The following is a 17,666-nucleotide window of genomic DNA, read 5'->3' as shown; positions in this document are numbered from 1 at the left end:
TTCGCAGGACAACTTCAAGCCAAACACGGATACGGAATCTAGATGGACGACGATAACACTCTCGACCTTTTCAACGAGCCGGCGCCCCCCGAAGGCGACTTTCTGACGCTCGGCAATTATGCGGAGCGCGCCTACCTCGAATATGCGGTGAGCGTGGTCAAGGGCCGCGCGCTGCCGGACGTGTGCGACGGCCAGAAGCCGGTGCAGCGCCGCATCCTGTTCGCGATGAACGAGATGGGTCTCGCCGACAATGCGAAGCCCGTCAAGTCGGCGCGCGTGGTCGGCGACGTGCTCGGCAAGTATCACCCGCACGGCGACCAGTCCGCCTATGACGCACTGGTGCGCCTCGCGCAGGACTTTTCGATGCGTTATCCGCTGATCGACGGCCAGGGCAACTTCGGCTCGCGCGACGGCGACGGCGCGGCGGCGATGCGTTACACCGAAGCGCGTCTCACGCCGATCGCGAAACTGCTGCTTGGCGAAATCGACCAGGGTACGGTCGATTTCATGCCGAACTACGACGGCTCGTTCCAGGAGCCGAAGACGCTGCCGGCGCGTTTGCCGTTCGTATTGCTGAACGGCGCGTCGGGTATCGCGGTGGGTCTGGCGACGGAAATTCCGTCGCACAATCTGCGCGAAGTCGCAGGCGCGGCAGTGGCGCTCATTCGCAATCCAAAGCTGTCGCATGCCGAGCTGATGCAGCACATTCCGGGTCCGGACTTCCCGGGCGGCGGCCAGATCATTTCGAGCGAAGCGGAAATCTCCGCCGCGTACGAAGCCGGTCGCGGCAGCCTGAAAGTGCGCGCGCGCTGGAAGATCGAAGAGCTCGCGCGCGGCCAGTGGCAACTGGTGATCACCGAACTGCCGCCGAACACGGCCGCGCAGAAGGTGCTCGAAGAAATCGAAGAGCAGACCAACCCGAAGATCAAGCTCGGCAAGAAAACGCTCACGCCCGAACAGCTTCAGACCAGGCAGACCATGCTCGGCCTGCTGGACGCGGTGCGCGACGAGTCCGGCAAGGACGCGCCCGTGCGTCTCGTGTTCGAGCCGAAGTCGAGCCGCATCGACCAGACCGAGTTCGTCAATTCGCTGCTCGCGCATACGAGCCTCGAATCGAATGCGTCGCTGAACATGGTGATGGTCGGCGGCGATGGCCGTCCGCGTCAGAAGGGTTTGAGCGAAATCCTGCACGAGTGGATCGCGTTCCGCTTCGCGACGGTCACGCGCCGCACGCGGTATCGCCTGTCGAAGGTCGACGACCGGATTCACATCCTCGAAGGCCGGATGATCGTCTTTTTGAATATCGACGAAGTCATCCGCATCATTCGCGAATCGGACGAACCGAAGGTCGCGCTGATGGCCGCATTCGGTTTGTCGGATCGCCAGGCCGAGGACATTCTTGAAATCCGTTTGCGTCAGCTGGCGCGGCTCGAGAAGATCAAGATCGAGAAGGAGCTGTCTGAACTGCGCGACGAGAAGGCCAAGCTCGAAGAGCTGCTCGGCAGCGAGTCGGCGATGAAGCGTCTGCTCATCAAGGAAATCGAAGCCGACGCGAAACAGTATGGCGACGAACGCCGCACGCTGATCCAGCAGGAAAAGCGCGCGACTTTCGAAGCGCGCGTGGTCGACGAACCGGTCACGGTGGTGGTGTCGCAGAAGGGCTGGGTGCGTGCGCTGAAGGGCCACGGCCTGGACACGGCAGGCTTCACATTCAAGGCAGGCGACGGCCTCTATGCCGCCTTCCAGTGCCGCACACCGGACACGCTGGTCGCGTGGGGCAGCAACGGACGGGTCTATTCGGTGGCGGTGGCGCTGCTGCCGGGCGGGCGCGGCGACGGTGTGCCGGTCACGTCGCTGATCGAACTGGAGTCGGGTAGCCACCTGATGCACTACTACGCGGCGTCTGCGGACCAGGCGTTGCTGCTCGCATCGAGCAACGGCTTCGGCTTTGTCGCGAAGGTCGGCGACATGGTGAGCCGCGTAAAGGCGGGCAAGTCGTTCATGACGATCGACGCCGGCGCCGCGCCGCTCGCGCCGATGCCGATGCTGCCGGATGCGACGCACATCGCGTGTCTGTCGTCGGGCGGGCGTCTGCTGGTGTTCGCGCTCGACGAGATGAAGACCCTGTCGGGCGGCGGCCGCGGCGTCACGCTAATGGCGCTCGACGACAACGAAACGCTGCTGCAGGCGCTGGCGATCAACCATGCGGGTCTGGTGCTGATCGGTACGCGCCGTGGCGGCCGCGTGGACGAAGAGAAGCTCGGCCCTGCCGCGCTCGCGCCGCATGTCGGCAAGCGCGCGCGCAAGGGGCGTGCGCCGGACAGCAAGATGAAGCTCGACGGTATGCGTCCGGTGCCGGCTTGATGAAGCTTGACGTTCAAACACGGCGGGCGTCTGCTAGCATGCAGGCGCCCGCCGTACGCGGTAAAAAGGTGCGTGCGAAGTAGCAAAATCGGGGAGTGGCGTCGTCGCGGCGTCGGGCGCGCTGCAATAACAACACGACAAAATCGACGGCAAAGCCTCGGGCGTCCGGAACTGCGTGCATGACGCGCGGTCGAATGCGCTCAGTGGCCGCTGCCGGTATCAATCGTCCTAAACGGTGCGGTGTCGTCGTCGGGAGAGGAAAACAACATGAACAAAGCTATCGAACTCGCACTCTTTCTGCATCTGCTCGCGGTCGCGGTGTGGGTAGGCGGGATGATCTTCGCGCATTTCTGTCTGCGTCCGGCCATTGCCGATCTGTCGCCGCAATTGCGCTTGCCGTTGTGGGAGTCGGTGTTCGGCCGCTTCTTCAATTGGGTCGCCGCCGCCGTGCTGGTGATTCTCCTCACCGGCGGCTTTCTGCTCATGCAGTTCGGCGGTGGTCACGCCACGTGGCCGTTGCATGCGATGGCGGGCCTTGGCATCGTGATGATGCTGATCTTCGGCCACATCCGCTTTGCCGTTTTCCCGCGCATTCGCCGCGCCGTGCAGGCGCAGAAATGGCCGGACGGCGCGCAGGCGGTGGGCACGGTGCGACGTCTGGTGTTGATCAATATCGTGCTCGGCGTCGTGACGATCGGGGTCGCCGTGTTGTCGCGCGGGTTCTGAGGGCAGGGCTTGCCGGGGCCGAAGCGATGGCGGCTTCGGCTGTCGCTTCAGTTATCGCTTCAGTTATCGCGTCGCGGATTACTTCGTTGGTCGCCTCGTCGATCACCTTGACCGCCGCCCTCTTTATCCCTGCCGCTGCTGCCGCTCAAGGCAGCGCGCCATAAGCCAGCCACAACCCGCAAACCACCGCCACCGTTGCATACACCACGTACACCGGCACCTTGAGCTTCGCGAAGCACATGCCGGAGAATAGCGCGGTCAGCAGATAGACCGGTTTGAACGGCACATGCGCGGCAATGCGCAGCACGGCGACGGCGAGAAACGCAGTTGTGGCCGCGCGCAGAATCCGCATGCCATGCTCGAAGCGCAGATTTGTCTTCAATTGATGCAGATGCCGCTGCGCGAGCACGACGAGGCAGCCCGACGGCACGAATAGCGCGAGCGTCGCAATCAGCGCACCCACCCAGCCGTCCACCAGATAGCCGAAGAACGGCACCACGTTCAACAGCGGTCCCGGCGACAACGGCGACAGCGAAAACGCCAGCATGAAGTCGTTATCCGATACGCCGATCGCCGGCGTGACGAACAGCGTCTTGAGCACCGGCAGCGCCGAGAAGCCGCCGCCGAACAGCGTCATGCCGGCGCCGGCGAGACGCGGCCACAACAGCGCCAGTTCGTAGCGATGCGGAAGCGGCAGCGCGAACAGCGCGAGCAATACGCACAAGGCGGCCAGCATTTGCCAGTCGCCGCGCCTGAGCGACACGACGAGGCGCGCATTGCGCACCGGACTCACGACCCAGCCCGCGCCGAAAGCCGCCGCGAGCATCACCACATAAGCAGCGGGACTGCGTGCATAGACGAGCGCCACGCAGCCGAGTACCGCCGCGATCCATTCGAGCCTGCCGCGCACCAGCGCGCGCGTCTGTTTGTACCAGGTGAGCGCGATCAGCGTGGCGAGCACGACGCTGAAGTGATTGAGCAAGGTTTGCGAAGCCGCCGCGCGCACGAGCGGCGTGCGGTAGAAGATCGCGAACAGCGTCATCAGCATGAAGAAGGGCAGCACGCTGGCGATGCCCGCGACCCACGCGCCGGCGCGCCCGCGCAGCGCATGCCCCAGTTGCACGGCGACATGGCAGCCCACGGGCCCCGGCACCATCCATGCGAGCGCGATCAGATCGGAGAAGGCGACGCGCGAGAGCCGTCCCTCGCGTTCGACGTAGTGGTGTTCGAGTTGCGCCATCAGCGCGAGGCCACCCCACGACAACGCCGACAGGGCGAACACGACCCTGAACAGCGTCCATAGCGGTTCCCTTTCCCCTCGTCTGACTGCATCCTGGCTCATGATCGTCTGCATGGCGCCGCGGGCGTCCGGCTCGCGGGCGCCCGTCCTTCGGGATCATCGTTGTATGAGGCGACGCGCTGCGGCGTCGTGGTTCACGGTGAATGTAGCCCGTTTTCAACGCCGCGGTGCGCCGTGGCCGTGCGGCCAGCGTGCTCATTCGTTGGTGCTGGACACGCTGCTTGCGTTGTCGGTTTCGTGCGCGTCGCGGCGTCCAGGTATTCCACATACGCCGAAGCGTTCGAGCAGCGCGGGGATTGCCTCGACCGGCACCGGGCGCGAGAACAGGAAGCCTTGCGCCTCGATATGACCGAGCGCGGCGAGCCAGGCGATCTGCTCTTCGGTCTCGGTGCCTTCGACCACCACCGTGAGCCCGAGCGAGCGCGCCAGATTGACGATCGCGGTGACCATCACGCAAACGCTGCGGTCGCCGGGAATGGCCTGGATGAACGAACGGTCCACCTTCAGCGTGTCCACCGAGAAGCGGTTCAGATAGGAGAGCGACGAATAGCCGGTGCCGAAGTCGTCGAGCGCGATGCGCACGCCGAGGCGTTTCAACGCGAAAATTTTCTCCGACACGAGTTCGGGATATTCCATCATCGCCGTCTCGGTGATTTCGAGTTCGAGGCGGCGCGCGGAAATGCCGGTTTCCTCGATCGCCTGCGCGACGGTTTCGTACAGATCGCCGCGCCAGAACTGCACCGCCGAGATGTTCACCGCGAGCGACAGCGTGTCGTAGCCCTGCTGCTGCCAGAGCGCCAGTTGCCGGCACGCGGTCTCGATCACGAAGTCGCCGATCGGCACGATCAGGCCGGTCGATTCGGCGACCGGAATGAAATCGTTGGCCGGAATCAAACCGTGCTGCGGATGGTTCCAGCGCACCAGTGCTTCGAAACCGGTGATGCAGCGGCGCGTCAGATCGATCTTCGGCTGATACGCCAGAAACAGTTGCCCCTCGGCGAGCGCCACACGCAACTGCTGCTCCCACTTCATCAAATGATCCGCGCGATGCGACAGGTGCGGCGAATAGAACTGATAGCAGTTCTTGCCCGCGTCCTTCGCGCTGTACATCGCGAGGTCGGCCTTCTTCAGCAGGTCGATTTCGCTCTCGTTGGCCACCGAATACAGCGCGATGCCGATGCTCGCATGCAGCACGAACGAACTGCCGCGTACTTCGAACGGTTTCGCGAACGCGTCGGCGGCGGCTTCGGCCAGCGCGACCGCGCGCTTCTCGACGTCGTCGCCCTTGATCACGACGACGAACTCGTCGCCGCCAATGCGGCTCAACGCGCCGTCCTCGCCGACTGCGGACGCGAGCCGCGAGGCCGTCATCTGCAGCACGATGTCGCCGGCGTTGTGGCCGAGCGTGTCGTTGACGGTCTTGAAGTTGTCGAGGTCGATGAAGAGAATCGCGAGGCGCCCAAGGTTGGCCGGCTGCGCCACGTCGTGTCGCAGTAATTGCAGCGTCGCATAGCGGTTGCGCAGGCCAGTGAGCAGATCGTATTCGACCAGATGCGTCATCTCGCGCTCGCGGCCGAGCAGCTTGCCAATCAGACCGGTCGCGACGGCGAAGAAACTCAGCATCGCGAGTGAGATGAAGCCCGCCATCATCAGATAGACGTTGCGGGTGTGGTTGTAGTCCGCGAACTCTTCGGCTTGCGAAAGACCCACCAGCACGCCAAGCGGATAACCGTCGATGTGCCGGTACGACACGATACGCGTGACGTTGTCGATCGAATCGACATAGGTGCCCGACACATGCTCCGACGTCGGATAAGCGCCGCTCGCCGAGAACGCGCCGTTGGTGCTGTTGGCGCTGCCCGTGCGCCGCGCGAGCACGGCGCCGTTGTCCGAGATCACGGCGATCACGCCTTCATGACCGATCGCCGCGTTGTTGTAAAAATCGCTGGTGAAATAGCTGGGGTCTTCGGAGACCACCACGACGCCCGCGAACGAACCATCCGGATGATTCAGACGGCGCGTCATCTGCAAGGTCCAGTGACCGGAGACGCGGCCGAGCACGGGCTTGCTGATAAACAACTGGTCGTCGTTCTCGTGCTCGTGGACCTTGAAGTGCTCGCGATCGGACAGATCGATGCGTTTGGGATTGAGTTCGGCCGTGTTGGCGATCAGCTTGCCGTGTTCGTCGATCAACGACACCTGCACCAAAGTCTCGCTCTGCACGACACCTTTCTCGACCGTGCTGGCGAGATCGAAATGATCCGGCGTTTTCTCGAATTCGTATTTGACGAAGCGGGTGATCTGATCGACCTGGTGAATCGCCTTGATCGTATGCTGCTCCAACGCCGCGGAGAGAATCGCAGCGGAGGCCATGGTCTCGCGATACGTCGCTTCCTTCTCGACCGACAGACGCGCGAAGATCACGGTCCAAAGCAGGACCAGGACCAGCACGCCGAGCGCGGGGATGACGAGCAGAGCCCGCCGGCGCGAGACGGCGGGATCACGACGAGGTTTGGCTTCGCGCGGCTCTGAGAAGCGGGATTGGCTCATCGCGCGGCCCGTGCCTCAGTGCCGACCGACTGCAAACACGCGAGCATCGACTGCGCTGATTTCATGGATGGCTGCATGGTGACCAAGGTGCCGGAACTGCTGCGCAGGAGGAGGCGTAGTGCCGTGCCTGACCTGACCGACCACAGGTCAGCGGGTACGTTTCGATATTACTTAATGCCACTGGATTACGGAAGCGTCCGGGCATCGGGTATACGCGGCTGCGGCGCGCGGTCCGGTTCGGCTGATTTTGCAAGGGGAGCGGTCGGCCTTGCGGCTGCGGCTTCGCGGTGGTTTGGACAATTTCATCGGAATCGGTGTTCAGGTGTGCCAGGTCTTTGACGGGCAGCTCGTCGCAATGCACTGCGCATCCAATTGTTAAAACCATGCCGCTCTTGTGGTCAAGCACGCCATCTGGGGGCGCCGCGTTCGAGCGGGTTCAGCGCGTGCCGCTCACGGCAAGCGGAACGTGCCGTCGACGATCGTCACCGACGAGCCGCCGATCCACGTCTTGCCGCGCGCATCGTCGTAATTCACCGAAACCTGACCGGCGCGGCCAAGCGCGGTGCCTTGGCGCGCCGAATAGCGCGTGCCCGGACGACGTTGCTGCGCGCTCAAGAGGCCGGCCAGCGCGGCGTTGGCGCTGCCGGTCACCGGGTCTTCGCCGATGCCGAAACCGCCGCCGGCCATCAGGCAGCGCACCTCGAAAGTGGCCGGGCCGTCGGCGTCATGCGGGCCGTACGCCGCGAGTCCGTGCGTGTCGACCGAATGCACGAGTTCAGCGAGTGCGGCGGCGTCCGGGTCGAGCGCGAGACAATCGCGCGCCGAATTCAAACGCACTACGAGCCATGGTGCGCCGTTGTCGACCGCGCAGGGCGTCGCGCTGAAATCGATCGCATCGCTACGTAAAGCCGTAGCGAGTTCGGCATGGCGATTCGCGGCGAGCGGTGTGAGCCGCGCGGGCGGCGCGGCGAATGCCCATGCGCTTTGGGTGGTTTCGTCCGGCGCGCTCAATGCTTCGAGTTCGACGAGTCCCACGCCGCATTGCTGAACCAGCTTGCCGACCTGCTTCGGCTGATAGCCGCTTTCGAGTAGCGCGTGCGCGGTGCCAAGCGTCGGATGGCCCGCGAACGGCAATTCGCCATGCGTCGTGAAGATTCGCACGCGATAGTCGGCGGCCGCGTCGGTCGGTTGTAACAGGAAGGTGGTTTCGGACAGATTGGTCCAATGGGCGATGGCCTGCATCTGATCCGCATCGAGCCCATCGGCGTCGAATATGACTGCGAGCGGATTGCCTTTGAACGGCACCGACGTGAACACGTCGACCTGTTTGAAACGGACGGTATGGGCGGGCATGGCACGGTCCAGCGAATCAAACGATTGAGTATGGTTCGCGGATTCTATCCGCTGGCGCGGCAACGATCCACCTTTGCACAAATGCAAAACGCGCCGCAGGTAGCAGGCACCTCGCGACGCGTTCTGAACGGACTGTCCGGCGAACCGCCGGCTTATGCCCGCTGGGTTGCCACGGCGGCTTTCGCCGTGCGGCTGCTCATGCGTATTCGTTACTCGACTTCAGCGATCATCTCGATCTCGACGCACGCGCCGAGCGGAATCTGCGCGACGCCGAATGCCGAGCGCGCATGCTTGCCGCGCTCGCCGAACACGTCGGCGACCAGTTCGGACGCGCCGTTGGTGACCAGATGCTGTTCGGTGAACTCGGGCGTCGAGTTGACGAGACTCATCAGCTTGACGATGCGCGTCACGCGGTTCAGATCGCCCACATGCGCATGCAGCGTGGCGAGCAGGTCGATGGCGATCGAGCGCGCGGCGGCCTTGCCTTCGTCGGTGCCGAGCGTGGCGCCGAGCTTGCCCGTCCACACCTTGCCGTCTTTCTTCGCGATGTGGCCGGACAGGTACACCGTGTTGCCGCTTTGCGCGCTCATCACATACGCGGCTGCCGGTGCGCCGGCGACCGGCAACTCGATGCCCAGTTCCTTCAGCTTGTCGTACACATTCGTTTGAGCCATGGTGTCCTCGATCAGTAGTGGAATTCGCTCACGCGGGTCGGGCCGCGCGTGCTCAGAGCTTCGCGCGGATCAGCGCGCCGAGACGCCCGATGCCTTCGTCGATCTTCGCAGGCGGCACCGTGACGAACGACAGACGCAGCGTGTTGTGTTGCGCTTCGTTCGCGAAGAACGGACCGCCCGGCACGAACGCCACGTTCTGCGCGACGGCTTCTTCGAGCAGCCTCATGCTGTCGATCTGCGCGGGCAGATTCACCCAGATGAACATGCCGCCTTCCGGACGATTCCAGCTCACGCCTGCGGGCATGTTGCGCTCGAGCGTGGACAGCATCGCGTGGCACTGGTTGCGATACAGCTCGCGGATGGTCGGCACGTGCGTATCGAGGAAACCGTCCTTGATCACTTCGTGCACGATGCGCTGCGTGAAGCTCGGCGTGTGCAGATCGGTGGCCTGCTTCGCCTGCACGAGTTTGAAGATCAGTTCCTCGGGCGCGATGATGAAGCCGACCCGCAGGCCCGGCGCGAGCACCTTCGAGAACGAGCCGAGATAGACGATGTGCTCCGGCGCCATCGACAGCATGGTGGGCAGCGGTTCGCCCGCGTAGTCGAGCGCGCCGTACGGATCGTCTTCGATCACCGGGAACGGCGCGGTCTTCGCGAACTCGGCGAGCGCGCGGCGGCGTTCGATCGGCAGGCGGCGGCCGGTTGGATTCTGGAAGTTCGGCTGCGCGTACAGCAGGCGCGCGCCCTTTGTCAGTTCCGCCGTGAGCGCTTCGGGGATCAGGCCTTGTTCGTCGGTGGCCACCTGCACGTAGCTCGGCTCGTACATCGAGAACGATTGCAGCGCGCCGAGGTAGGTCGGCGTTTCGACCAGCACCGGGCTGTCCGGGCACACCAGCACCTTGCCGAGCAGGTCGAGCGCCTGCTGCGAGCCGGTGGTGATCAGCACCTGGCTCGCACGAATCTGCGCGCCGTTGACCGAATAGCGCTGCGCAATCCACTCACGCAGCGGCGCGTAGCCTTCGGTCGCGCTGTATTGCAGCGCCGCGGCAGGCGTGTCGCGCAGAATGCGGTCGGAGGCTTCGCGCATGCGCTCGGCCGGGAAGGTGGCCGGCGAGGGCAGGCCGCCGGCGAACGAAATGACTTCGGGCCGTTCCGTGACCTTCAGGATCTCGCGAATCGCGGAGCTCGTAAGCTTGCGCGCGCGTTCGGACAATTGCCACGTCGGGGCTTTCAGGTCGCTTTGGTCCATGATCTCCTCTGCTTGGTATTTCTGGAACCGGTCAAAACTTCAATTATCGCGCGAGTCGGCGACCCGCGCGCGCTGCTTATTTGAGGGTCCGGAGACCATCGGGTGTTTCAAATTCGGCGACGAGCGCCGCGGCGCCGTCGGTGGGCCGCAGTTCGAGCAGATGGGCGGCGCCGAGCCACTGCAATTGCGCACGCACCGGATCCGCTTGCGGATGAACGGCTTTTAGCGCTTTCAGGGCGATGCCCGTGGGCGGCAGTGCATCTGACGGATGGCGCAGCGAGTCCCACTGGATCAGCGAGGGCAGCACGCCGTCGCCCGCGCCATGCCAGGCCGGGAAAGCACCGTCGTCGGGCACCGACAGGCCCCAGGTGAAAGCGCCGCGCGTCATCGGCACGATGGGCGGGATGCGCTGCGGATACTGCGCTTGCCACGTCGTCAGCTGCTTCGGCCGCTCGACCCGGGCAACCCAGTGCGATAGGTATGGGCCGTTTTCGAGCCGTGTGTGCGTCGCCGGGTCGTCGAGGGCGAACAGGCGAGGGCGCGGCTCCGTGCCAGCGGCCGAAGAGCCGGCGGAACCGGCGGAAGGGGCCGAAGAGGCCGAAGCGGCCACCGGCGCGGCGTGCGGATCGATCGCGATCACTTCCAGATAGACCCCGCCCCACAGATTCAGCAGCCGGTTGCGGGTGCGCATCAGCGGATGTGCACCGCCGCCGGCCGGCGCGACGCCGACCGTATCGGCGACGTATTGCGCACCCTCGTCGAGGGTGCGCGCTGAAATCACGAGGTGATCGAGACGGAGCGGATGAGCTGTCATGACGGAGCGAGGAACACGGTTTTCTGCGGTAAACCGGTGCGCGCCAGATGTGACGGCGCTGCTGCCGGGGCCGTAAGCATAACCGCTTGCCGGATCGGCGGGCCATGCGGATAGTGTCGGACCGGGGTTGCCGGATCGTTTGTGAGCGGTGCAGCTGTTGTCCGCGCGCGCTGGCGCTGCCTTACCATCCTTGGTTGAACTCAAATGTAACGGCGGCGACCGGCACAGTAACGGTACAATCGATTCGATACTGTTCGGTACAGTTGGAGTTCGCCATGTCCGTCTCGCTTGCCCAGATTCCCGCCCCGCACGACACCTCAGCGCTGACGCTGGTCGAGCAGCTCGTGCAGTGGGCACGCCGCCGTATCGAGGAACGCGTGTTCCGCCCCGGCATGCGCATGCCGTCGATCCGCAAGCTCGCGCTCGACAAGGGCGTGTCGCGCTTCACGGTGGTCGAGGCGTATGAGCGGCTGGTGGCGCAAGGGTATCTGGAGTCGCGGCGCGGCTCCGGGTTCTACGTGCGTGAGCGGCTCGCCGGCGCCCCGCTCGCGGAAATTCGCCCGTCTGCCGGGGGCGCGCCCGCGCCGGCCAAGATCGACGTGGTCTGGCTGTTGCGCAACATGCTATACACCGGCACGCGCCCCGAGCGCAGCCCGGGTCTCGGTTATCTGCCCACGCGCTGGCTCGACGGCGACCTGATTACCAACGCACTGCGCACGCTCGGGCGGCAGAGCGGCGCGCAGATGCTCGGCATCGGCACGCCGCAGGGTTTCCTGCCGCTGCGCCAGCAATTGCAGACGCGGCTCGAAGAGCTGGAGATCGGCGCGTCGCCGGAGCAGATCGTGATGGTGTCGGGGGTCACACAAGCGATCGATCTGATCTCGCGCATCTACGTGAAGCCGGGCGAAGCGGTGATCGTCGGCGATCCGGCCTGGTTCCAGATGTTCGGCTGCTTCGCGTCGCAAGGCGCGCGGCTGGTCGGCATGCCGTACACGCCGGACGGCCCCGATCTCGACGCGCTCGAAACGCTCGTTCAGACCTGGCGGCCGAAAATGCTGGTGATCAACTCGGTGCTGCAGAACCCGACGGGCACGTCACTGACGGCGGCCCAGGCGTTCCGCATCCTGCGCCTCGCCGAAGCGTACGATTTCATCGTCGTCGAAGACGATATTTACGGCGATCTGTGCCCGCCGAGCCATCCGGGCACGCGCCTCGCGAGCCTCGACCAGCTAAAGCGCGTGATCTACCTCGGCAGCTTTTCGAAGACGCTCGCGCCGAATCTGCGCGTGGGCTTCATCGCGTGCGCGCCGGAGGTGGCGACGGCGGTCAGCAACCAGAAGATGCTGGTCGGCATGACGAGCCCCGAGCTCAACGAGCGGGTGCTGTACAAGATTCTGACCGAGGGCCACTATCGGCGGCATGTCGAGCGGGTGCGCGCGCGGCTCGACGGCGTGCGCGAAAAGTCCGTGCGGATGCTGGAAAAGACCGGCATGAAGCTGTTTCTGACGCCCGCGGCCGGCATGTTCCTGTGGGTCGATACGGGCGTCGACGCGGGTGCGCTGGCGGCCGCCGGTCACGAAGGCGGCTTCCTGCTGACGCCCGGCAGCCTGTTCTCGCCGCAGCAGTCGCCGACGACGTGGATGCGCTTCAATATCGCCAATTGCGGCGACCCGGAACTGGCGACGTTTCTGTGCCGCTATCTCGACAGCGTCGCGCGGCGCGCCTCTTGAAACCGTGCCGGATCGTCCCCAGTTAGGCGGACGATCTGGTGGCGCGGCAGGCCGCACCGCACGGCGCGGGCGTCCGAGTACCCCACCTGACCTGAACCCCATTCGCAACAGAGAGGAAGTCCGACCATGGCACAAGAAACCATGAGCTTTCAGGCAGAAGTGAAGCAGCTTCTGCAACTGATGATCCATTCGCTGTACAGCAACAAGGAAATCTTTCTGCGCGAGCTGATTTCCAACGCTTCCGACGCGGCCGACAAGCTGCGTTTCGAAGCGATCGAAAACAGCGCGCTGTACGAGAACGATCCGAACCTGCGAATTCGCGTGTCGTTCGACAAAGACGCGCGCACCGTCACGCTCGACGACAACGGCATCGGCATGAGCCGCGACGAAGCCATCGCGAACCTCGGCACGATCGCGCGCTCGGGCACCAAGGAATTCTTCGGCAAGCTCTCCGGCGACCAGCAGAAAGATGCGGCGCTGATCGGCCAGTTCGGCGTGGGCTTCTATTCGGGATTCATCGTCGCGGACAAGATCACGGTCGAAACGCGCCGCGCCGGTTTGCCGGCCTCGGAAGGCGTGCGCTGGGTCAGCGCAGGCGAGGGAGACTTCGCGGTCGAGCAGATCGAGCGCGCCGCGCGCGGCACCACCATCACGCTGCATCTGCGTGCGGATGAAGACGAGCTGCTGTCGGCGCATCGTCTCAAATCGATCATCCAGAAGTACTCGGACCACGTCGCGCTGCCGATTTTGATGCAGAAGGAAGAGTGGGACGCGGAAAAGAGCGCGATGGTCACGAAGGACGAGGACGAGACCGTCAACCAGGCGAGCGCGCTGTGGACCCGCGCGAAGAACGACATCACCGAGGAGCAGTACAAGCAGTTCTACCAGCACCTCGCGCACGATCATCAGGACCCGCTCGCGTGGACGCATAACCGCGTGGAAGGCCGCAGCGAATACACGCAACTGCTGTACGTGCCGAGCCACGCACCCTTCGACCTGTGGAACCGCGAGCAGCGCGGCGGCCTGAAGCTGTATGTGAAGCGCGTGTTCATCATGGACGACGCCGAGCAACTGCTGCCCGCGTATCTGCGCTTCGTGAAGGGTGTGGTCGATTCGAGCGATCTGCCGCTGAACGTGTCGCGCGAAATCCTGCAGGAAAGCCGTGACGTGAAGGCGATCCGCGAAGGCGTGACGAAGCGCTCGCTGTCGATGCTCGAAGAACTGGCCAACTCGGAAAACGAAGCCGATCGCGAAAAGTACGCCGGCTTCTGGAAGGAGTTTGGCCAGGTGCTGAAGGAAGGCATCGGCGAAGATTTTGCGAATCGCGAGCGCGTCGCGAAGCTCGTGCGCTTTGCGTCCACGCATACGGAAACGCCGGAGCAGACGGTGTCGCTGGCCGACTACGTCGCGCGCATGAAGCCCGAGCAAACGAAGATCTACTACGTCACCGCCGATACCTGGCAGGCCGCGACCCACAGCCCGCACCTCGAAGTGTTCCGCAAGAAGGGCGTGGAAGTGCTGCTGCTGACCGATCGCGTCGATGAATGGATTCTCTCGTACCTGACCGAATTCGACGGCAAGCCGCTGCAAAGCGTGGCGCGCGGCGATCTCGATCTGGGTGCATTGAACGACGAAGAAAAGCAGGCGCAGGAGAAGGCAGGCGAAGCGTTCAAGCCGCTCGTCGAGAAGATGAAGGACGTGCTGAAGGACAAAGCGAAGGACGTGCGCTTGACATTCCGTCTGACCGACTCGCCGTCATGCCTGATCGCCGACGATGGCGAAATGAGCGGCTACCTGCAACGCATGCTGAAGGCGGCGGGCCAGCAAGCCCCGTCGTTCCATCCGATTCTCGAAGTGAATCCGGAACACGCGCTGGTGAAGGGCTTGCACGCGGACAGCGCGAACTTCGACGACTGGTGCCACCTGTTGTTCGATCAGGCTTTGCTCGCCGAAGGTGGCGCGCTGGAAGATCCGGCGAGCTTTGTGAAGCGCACTAATGCGCTTCTGCTGGCTCGCGCGAATTGAGCTTGAGCCGACGGCGTTGCACTGACGCTCGTTGTTGAGAAATGCGCTGCTTCGGCAGCGCATTTTTTTTGCCCTACGCGGCGGTACGATGGCGGCTCGGCGGTATCAGCCCGAACGGTCAGCGACGATTCATTGAGCGGTGGAAGCCGTTGCCACCAGATGACGCACTTGCGCTAGCACGCAGCCGGCCAGTTCTTTCGCCTCGTGGCTGGCCGTGTTGTCGGCGAGTACTTTGGCTGCGAGACTGCCGATGGCGTGGCTGGTTTGCTTCGATGTGTGGTGCTGCGCGAGTGCCGAGCCGGCCAGTTCTTTCTCGTGAAGCGGAGCATCGATGCGGCGCAGAACGAGCGCCGCAAGATGAGCGATACGCGCAGAAGTTTCTGCATGATTTCTGACGTTCAATGTGCCTCCTGGTGTTTTTTATCGAAGTGGCCGACGGGCCGAAGTTTCAGTCGGCGTCGGCGTGAATTAATTATGGTTAGCTAAGCATCATTAATCAACGACCTTAAATTGAGATCGGGATGTTGAATATGAGAGTCCTGGTTTGTCTTATGTCGATGCTCATGAACTAGGAAGCTTGGAAATTCATTCGCTATTTCCAGGCTCTTTACTTGCCCATCAATGTATCGAGGCTCTCGCCGCGCACGATGATCTCCGTACGGCGATTCAATGCACGGCCTTCGGGCGTGTCGTTACTCGCCACCGGGTCGTGATACGCGTTGCCCTTCGTGCGGATGCGATCCTGCGCCACGCCGCGTGCGACGAGTGCATAGCCCACCGAGGTCGCGCGCGCTTCGGATAACTGCTGGTTGTATTCGAGCGTGCCGACATTGTCGGTGTAGCCCTCGACGATGACCGGCTTCCGGCTGCGCTTGAGCAGCACGGCGGAGCGATCGACCACCGCGCCCGAATCGGCGCGCACGTTGGATTGGTTGAAATCGAACAACGCCGTTTCGGGCAGCTTCACCGCGACGCCGTCGGCAGTGCGCGTCACTTCGATGCCGACCGCCTTGTTCAGCGAGGTTTCCTTGTCGCGATCGAGCGGGGCATGGCAGCCTGCCATCAGCAACACCGACATTGCGCATGCGGTTGTGCCCAGGAATGTCTTCATCTTTTCTTTCTCCTTGATGTTTTGGTTGAAGCACGGAGGTTTTATCGCGCGCCGCAAAGTGGAGAAATCAGATACTTCCGAAAGCGATGCGTGGGTTGGTGCGCACCACGCTGCCACACTCATTTGCGTGAGAAATGTCCTGATGGCCAGGTCGTTATAATCCGACACCATGTCTATCCGTTTCGATGCCGCCGACGCCCACTGGCGTGTCGCGCCCTCAGCCGGCTTTAGCGCCGCCCAGAAAGACTGGTTGACCCGAGGTGGTTCGCTGACCGCGCATCTGCGCGCGCTCGGCCCCGTCGCGGTGCGCGTCACGCGCGAAGGCGTCGCGCTCCCCTGGGCCGACGAGGCCGCCGCGCTCGGTCTCGCGCCGCGTGCGCCCGTGTGGGTGCGCGAGGTGGTGCTCGCGGTCGCTGGCGTGCCGTTCGTCGCGGCGCATAGCGTGACGCCGCGCGCGGCGAGCGTCGGCGTGTGGCAGGCGACGCGGCGCTTGCGCACGCGCCCGCTCGCGGAGCTGCTGTATAGCGACAGCAGCGTTGCGCGCTCGTCGCTGGTGAGCCGCAGGGTGGGAGCGCGTCATCCGTTGTATTGGCTCGCGGCGCGGGAAGTGGGCGCTGGGGTTGCGCGTGCGCCGCACGCGTTCGTCGCGCGGCGCTCGGTGTTCGAGCGGCATGGCGCGCCGTTGATGGTGACGGAATGCCTGTTGCCGGCGTTGTGGGAATGTGTGGCGGCTGCCGTGGCTTCCGTGGCTTCGCGCGAAGAACGCGGTCTCGCTTCACGCGAGGACGTCGGACACGCCACGCATATCGCCTTTGGACGCCAGCGCGAACACGGCCGGCCACTCGCGCGATGCCGTGACGAGGGCCAGCGCTCATGACGTTCAAACGTTGCTTTGCGCCGGTCGTCGACGCTCGTACACGTGTGTTGATTCTGGGGAGCCTGCCGGGTGAGATGTCGTTGGCGCATGGGCAGTACTATGCGCACAAGCAGAACCGGTTCTGGCATCTGGTCGGCGATGTCATCGGCGCGAAGCTCAGCGCGATGGAATACGACGACCGTTTGCGCACGCTTCTCGAACACCGCATCGGACTATGGGACGTGGTCGCTGAGGCGCGCCGCTCCGGCAGTCTCGACAGCAACATTCGCGATCATGCGAGCAACGATCTGATCGGCCTTATCGCGACGCTGCCCGAGCTTGCCTGCGTCGCGTTCAATGGCGGCACGGCAGCGAAGATCGGCGAGCGTGCTCTTGGCGAGCGCGTGAGCGGCTATCGCATGCTCAGGCTTCCATCGAGCAGCCCCGCGCACGCGACGCTACCGTATGCGGCCAAGCTCGAAATCTGGCGAAAAATCCACGATTGCCTGCACGAGGACGGCAAGTCTGCGCAGCTGCGGTAGTCGAGCGAACACAAGAAAGTTCTGACCGACGGCTCGTCGGGCACCGGCTCGCGCTTTCGCACATCGCCCGCCGAATAGCCGAAGTGACGCCAGAACGCGGCCGCGAACCGGCCAGGCCGGTCATATCCGCATTCGAGCGCGATGCTCGTCACTTTCCCGACGCCCTCGGTGATGGCGCACGGCAAGGTCGCCGCGACGCTCGGCATATCTTTCGTGACCGCAGTCGGTAGCCTCGGGTGTGTGGGTCCGTCCACGCTGCCGGACTGGGCCGCCGCCGCGTTTGTCGCCCTGGCGGGCCGCGTCGCGAAGCCGCGGCTGTCGGCCAGATCCACGCATAAGCTCGGCCTCGGTCCGATGCGCGGCGAAGCGGGC

The 17,666-nt window shown here is 64.1% G+C and carries 15 protein-coding genes; 7 read left to right on the top strand and 8 right to left on the bottom strand.

Going from position 1 to position 17,666, the window contains the following annotated elements:
• The first annotated feature begins 42 nt into the window (after positions 1-42).
• Entirely contained in the window at positions 43-2,364 is a 2,322-nt protein-coding gene (gene parC, locus CIC12_RS15860; protein ID WP_168665031.1) for a DNA topoisomerase IV subunit A, read from the top strand.
• Positions 2,365-2,631: 267 nt separating this feature from the next.
• A complete protein-coding gene (locus CIC12_RS15855) occupies positions 2,632-3,090 on the top strand; it encodes a CopD family protein (RefSeq protein ID WP_121316889.1) in 459 nt (152 codons plus the stop codon).
• Positions 3,091-3,235: 145 nt separating this feature from the next.
• On the opposite strand, the gene CIC12_RS15850 is transcribed toward CIC12_RS15855, so the two are convergent.
• From CIC12_RS15850 to CIC12_RS15825, 6 genes are all read right to left on the bottom strand, one after another.
• Positions 3,236-4,444, bottom strand: coding sequence for a chromate transporter (locus CIC12_RS15850; protein ID WP_168665030.1), 1,209 nt, complete (start codon positions 4,442-4,444; stop codon positions 3,236-3,238).
• A 141-nt stretch (positions 4,445-4,585) separates the two neighbouring features.
• Positions 4,586-6,940, bottom strand: coding sequence for a bifunctional diguanylate cyclase/phosphodiesterase (locus CIC12_RS15845; protein WP_168665029.1), 2,355 nt, complete (start codon positions 6,938-6,940; stop codon positions 4,586-4,588).
• Between the two features lie 450 nt (positions 6,941-7,390).
• Positions 7,391-8,293, bottom strand: coding sequence for a PhzF family phenazine biosynthesis protein (locus CIC12_RS15840; protein ID WP_168665028.1), 903 nt, complete (start codon positions 8,291-8,293; stop codon positions 7,391-7,393).
• 209 nt (positions 8,294-8,502) lie between these two features.
• Positions 8,503-8,967 carry a RidA family protein gene (locus CIC12_RS15835; protein WP_121316893.1) on the bottom strand — a complete coding sequence of 155 codons (465 nt, stop codon included), beginning with the start codon at positions 8,965-8,967 and terminating at the stop codon, positions 8,503-8,505.
• Between the two features lie 52 nt (positions 8,968-9,019).
• Positions 9,020-10,216 carry an aminotransferase-like domain-containing protein gene (locus CIC12_RS15830; protein ID WP_168665027.1) on the bottom strand — a complete coding sequence of 399 codons (1,197 nt, stop codon included), beginning with the start codon at positions 10,214-10,216 and terminating at the stop codon, positions 9,020-9,022.
• A gap of 76 nt (positions 10,217-10,292) precedes the next feature.
• Complete coding sequence (locus tag CIC12_RS15825) at positions 10,293-11,030, bottom strand: VOC family protein (RefSeq protein WP_168665026.1); 738 nt, start codon at positions 11,028-11,030, stop codon at positions 10,293-10,295.
• A gap of 275 nt (positions 11,031-11,305) precedes the next feature.
• Here CIC12_RS15825 and CIC12_RS15820 point away from each other — a divergent pair, with 275 nt between their 5' ends.
• Both CIC12_RS15820 and htpG read left to right on the top strand, forming a co-directional pair.
• Positions 11,306-12,760: an aminotransferase-like domain-containing protein gene (locus CIC12_RS15820; protein WP_168665025.1), complete on the top strand. Its 1,455-nt coding sequence runs from the start codon at positions 11,306-11,308 to the stop codon at positions 12,758-12,760.
• Between the two features lie 126 nt (positions 12,761-12,886).
• Entirely contained in the window at positions 12,887-14,785 is a 1,899-nt protein-coding gene (gene htpG / locus CIC12_RS15815; RefSeq protein ID WP_168665024.1) for a molecular chaperone HtpG, read from the top strand.
• A 129-nt stretch (positions 14,786-14,914) separates the two neighbouring features.
• On the opposite strand, the gene CIC12_RS15810 is transcribed toward htpG, so the two are convergent.
• Positions 14,915-15,187 (bottom strand): hypothetical protein, encoded by a 273-nt coding sequence (locus CIC12_RS15810; protein ID WP_168665023.1) that lies wholly within the window; start codon positions 15,185-15,187, stop codon positions 14,915-14,917.
• A gap of 205 nt (positions 15,188-15,392) precedes the next feature.
• A complete protein-coding gene (locus CIC12_RS15805; RefSeq protein ID WP_168665022.1) occupies positions 15,393-15,896 on the bottom strand; it encodes an OmpA family protein in 504 nt (167 codons plus the stop codon).
• 169 nt (positions 15,897-16,065) lie between these two features.
• Between CIC12_RS15805 and CIC12_RS15800 the strand changes: the two genes are divergently transcribed.
• The 3 genes from CIC12_RS15800 to CIC12_RS15790 all read left to right on the top strand — a co-directional run.
• Positions 16,066-16,773, top strand: coding sequence for a chorismate--pyruvate lyase family protein (locus CIC12_RS15800; protein WP_168665021.1), 708 nt, complete (start codon positions 16,066-16,068; stop codon positions 16,771-16,773).
• Positions 16,770-17,294, top strand: a complete 525-nt coding sequence (locus CIC12_RS15795) for a DNA-deoxyinosine glycosylase (RefSeq protein ID WP_168665020.1) — start codon at positions 16,770-16,772, stop codon at positions 17,292-17,294. The genes CIC12_RS15800 and CIC12_RS15795 overlap by 4 nt, the downstream gene beginning before the upstream one ends.
• A gap of 141 nt (positions 17,295-17,435) precedes the next feature.
• On the top strand, positions 17,436-17,666 hold a 231-nt coding region (locus CIC12_RS15790; RefSeq protein ID WP_168665019.1), incomplete at its 3' end, for a hypothetical protein.

Origin of the sequence: Paraburkholderia sp. SG-MS1 (genome assembly GCF_012275575.1) — a bacterium.
In the GTDB taxonomy this organism is placed as follows: Bacteria; Pseudomonadota; Gammaproteobacteria; order Burkholderiales; family Burkholderiaceae; genus Paraburkholderia.
The sequence above is the reverse complement of the archived record's forward strand: the minus strand, read 5'-3'. Positions and strand labels throughout refer to the sequence as shown.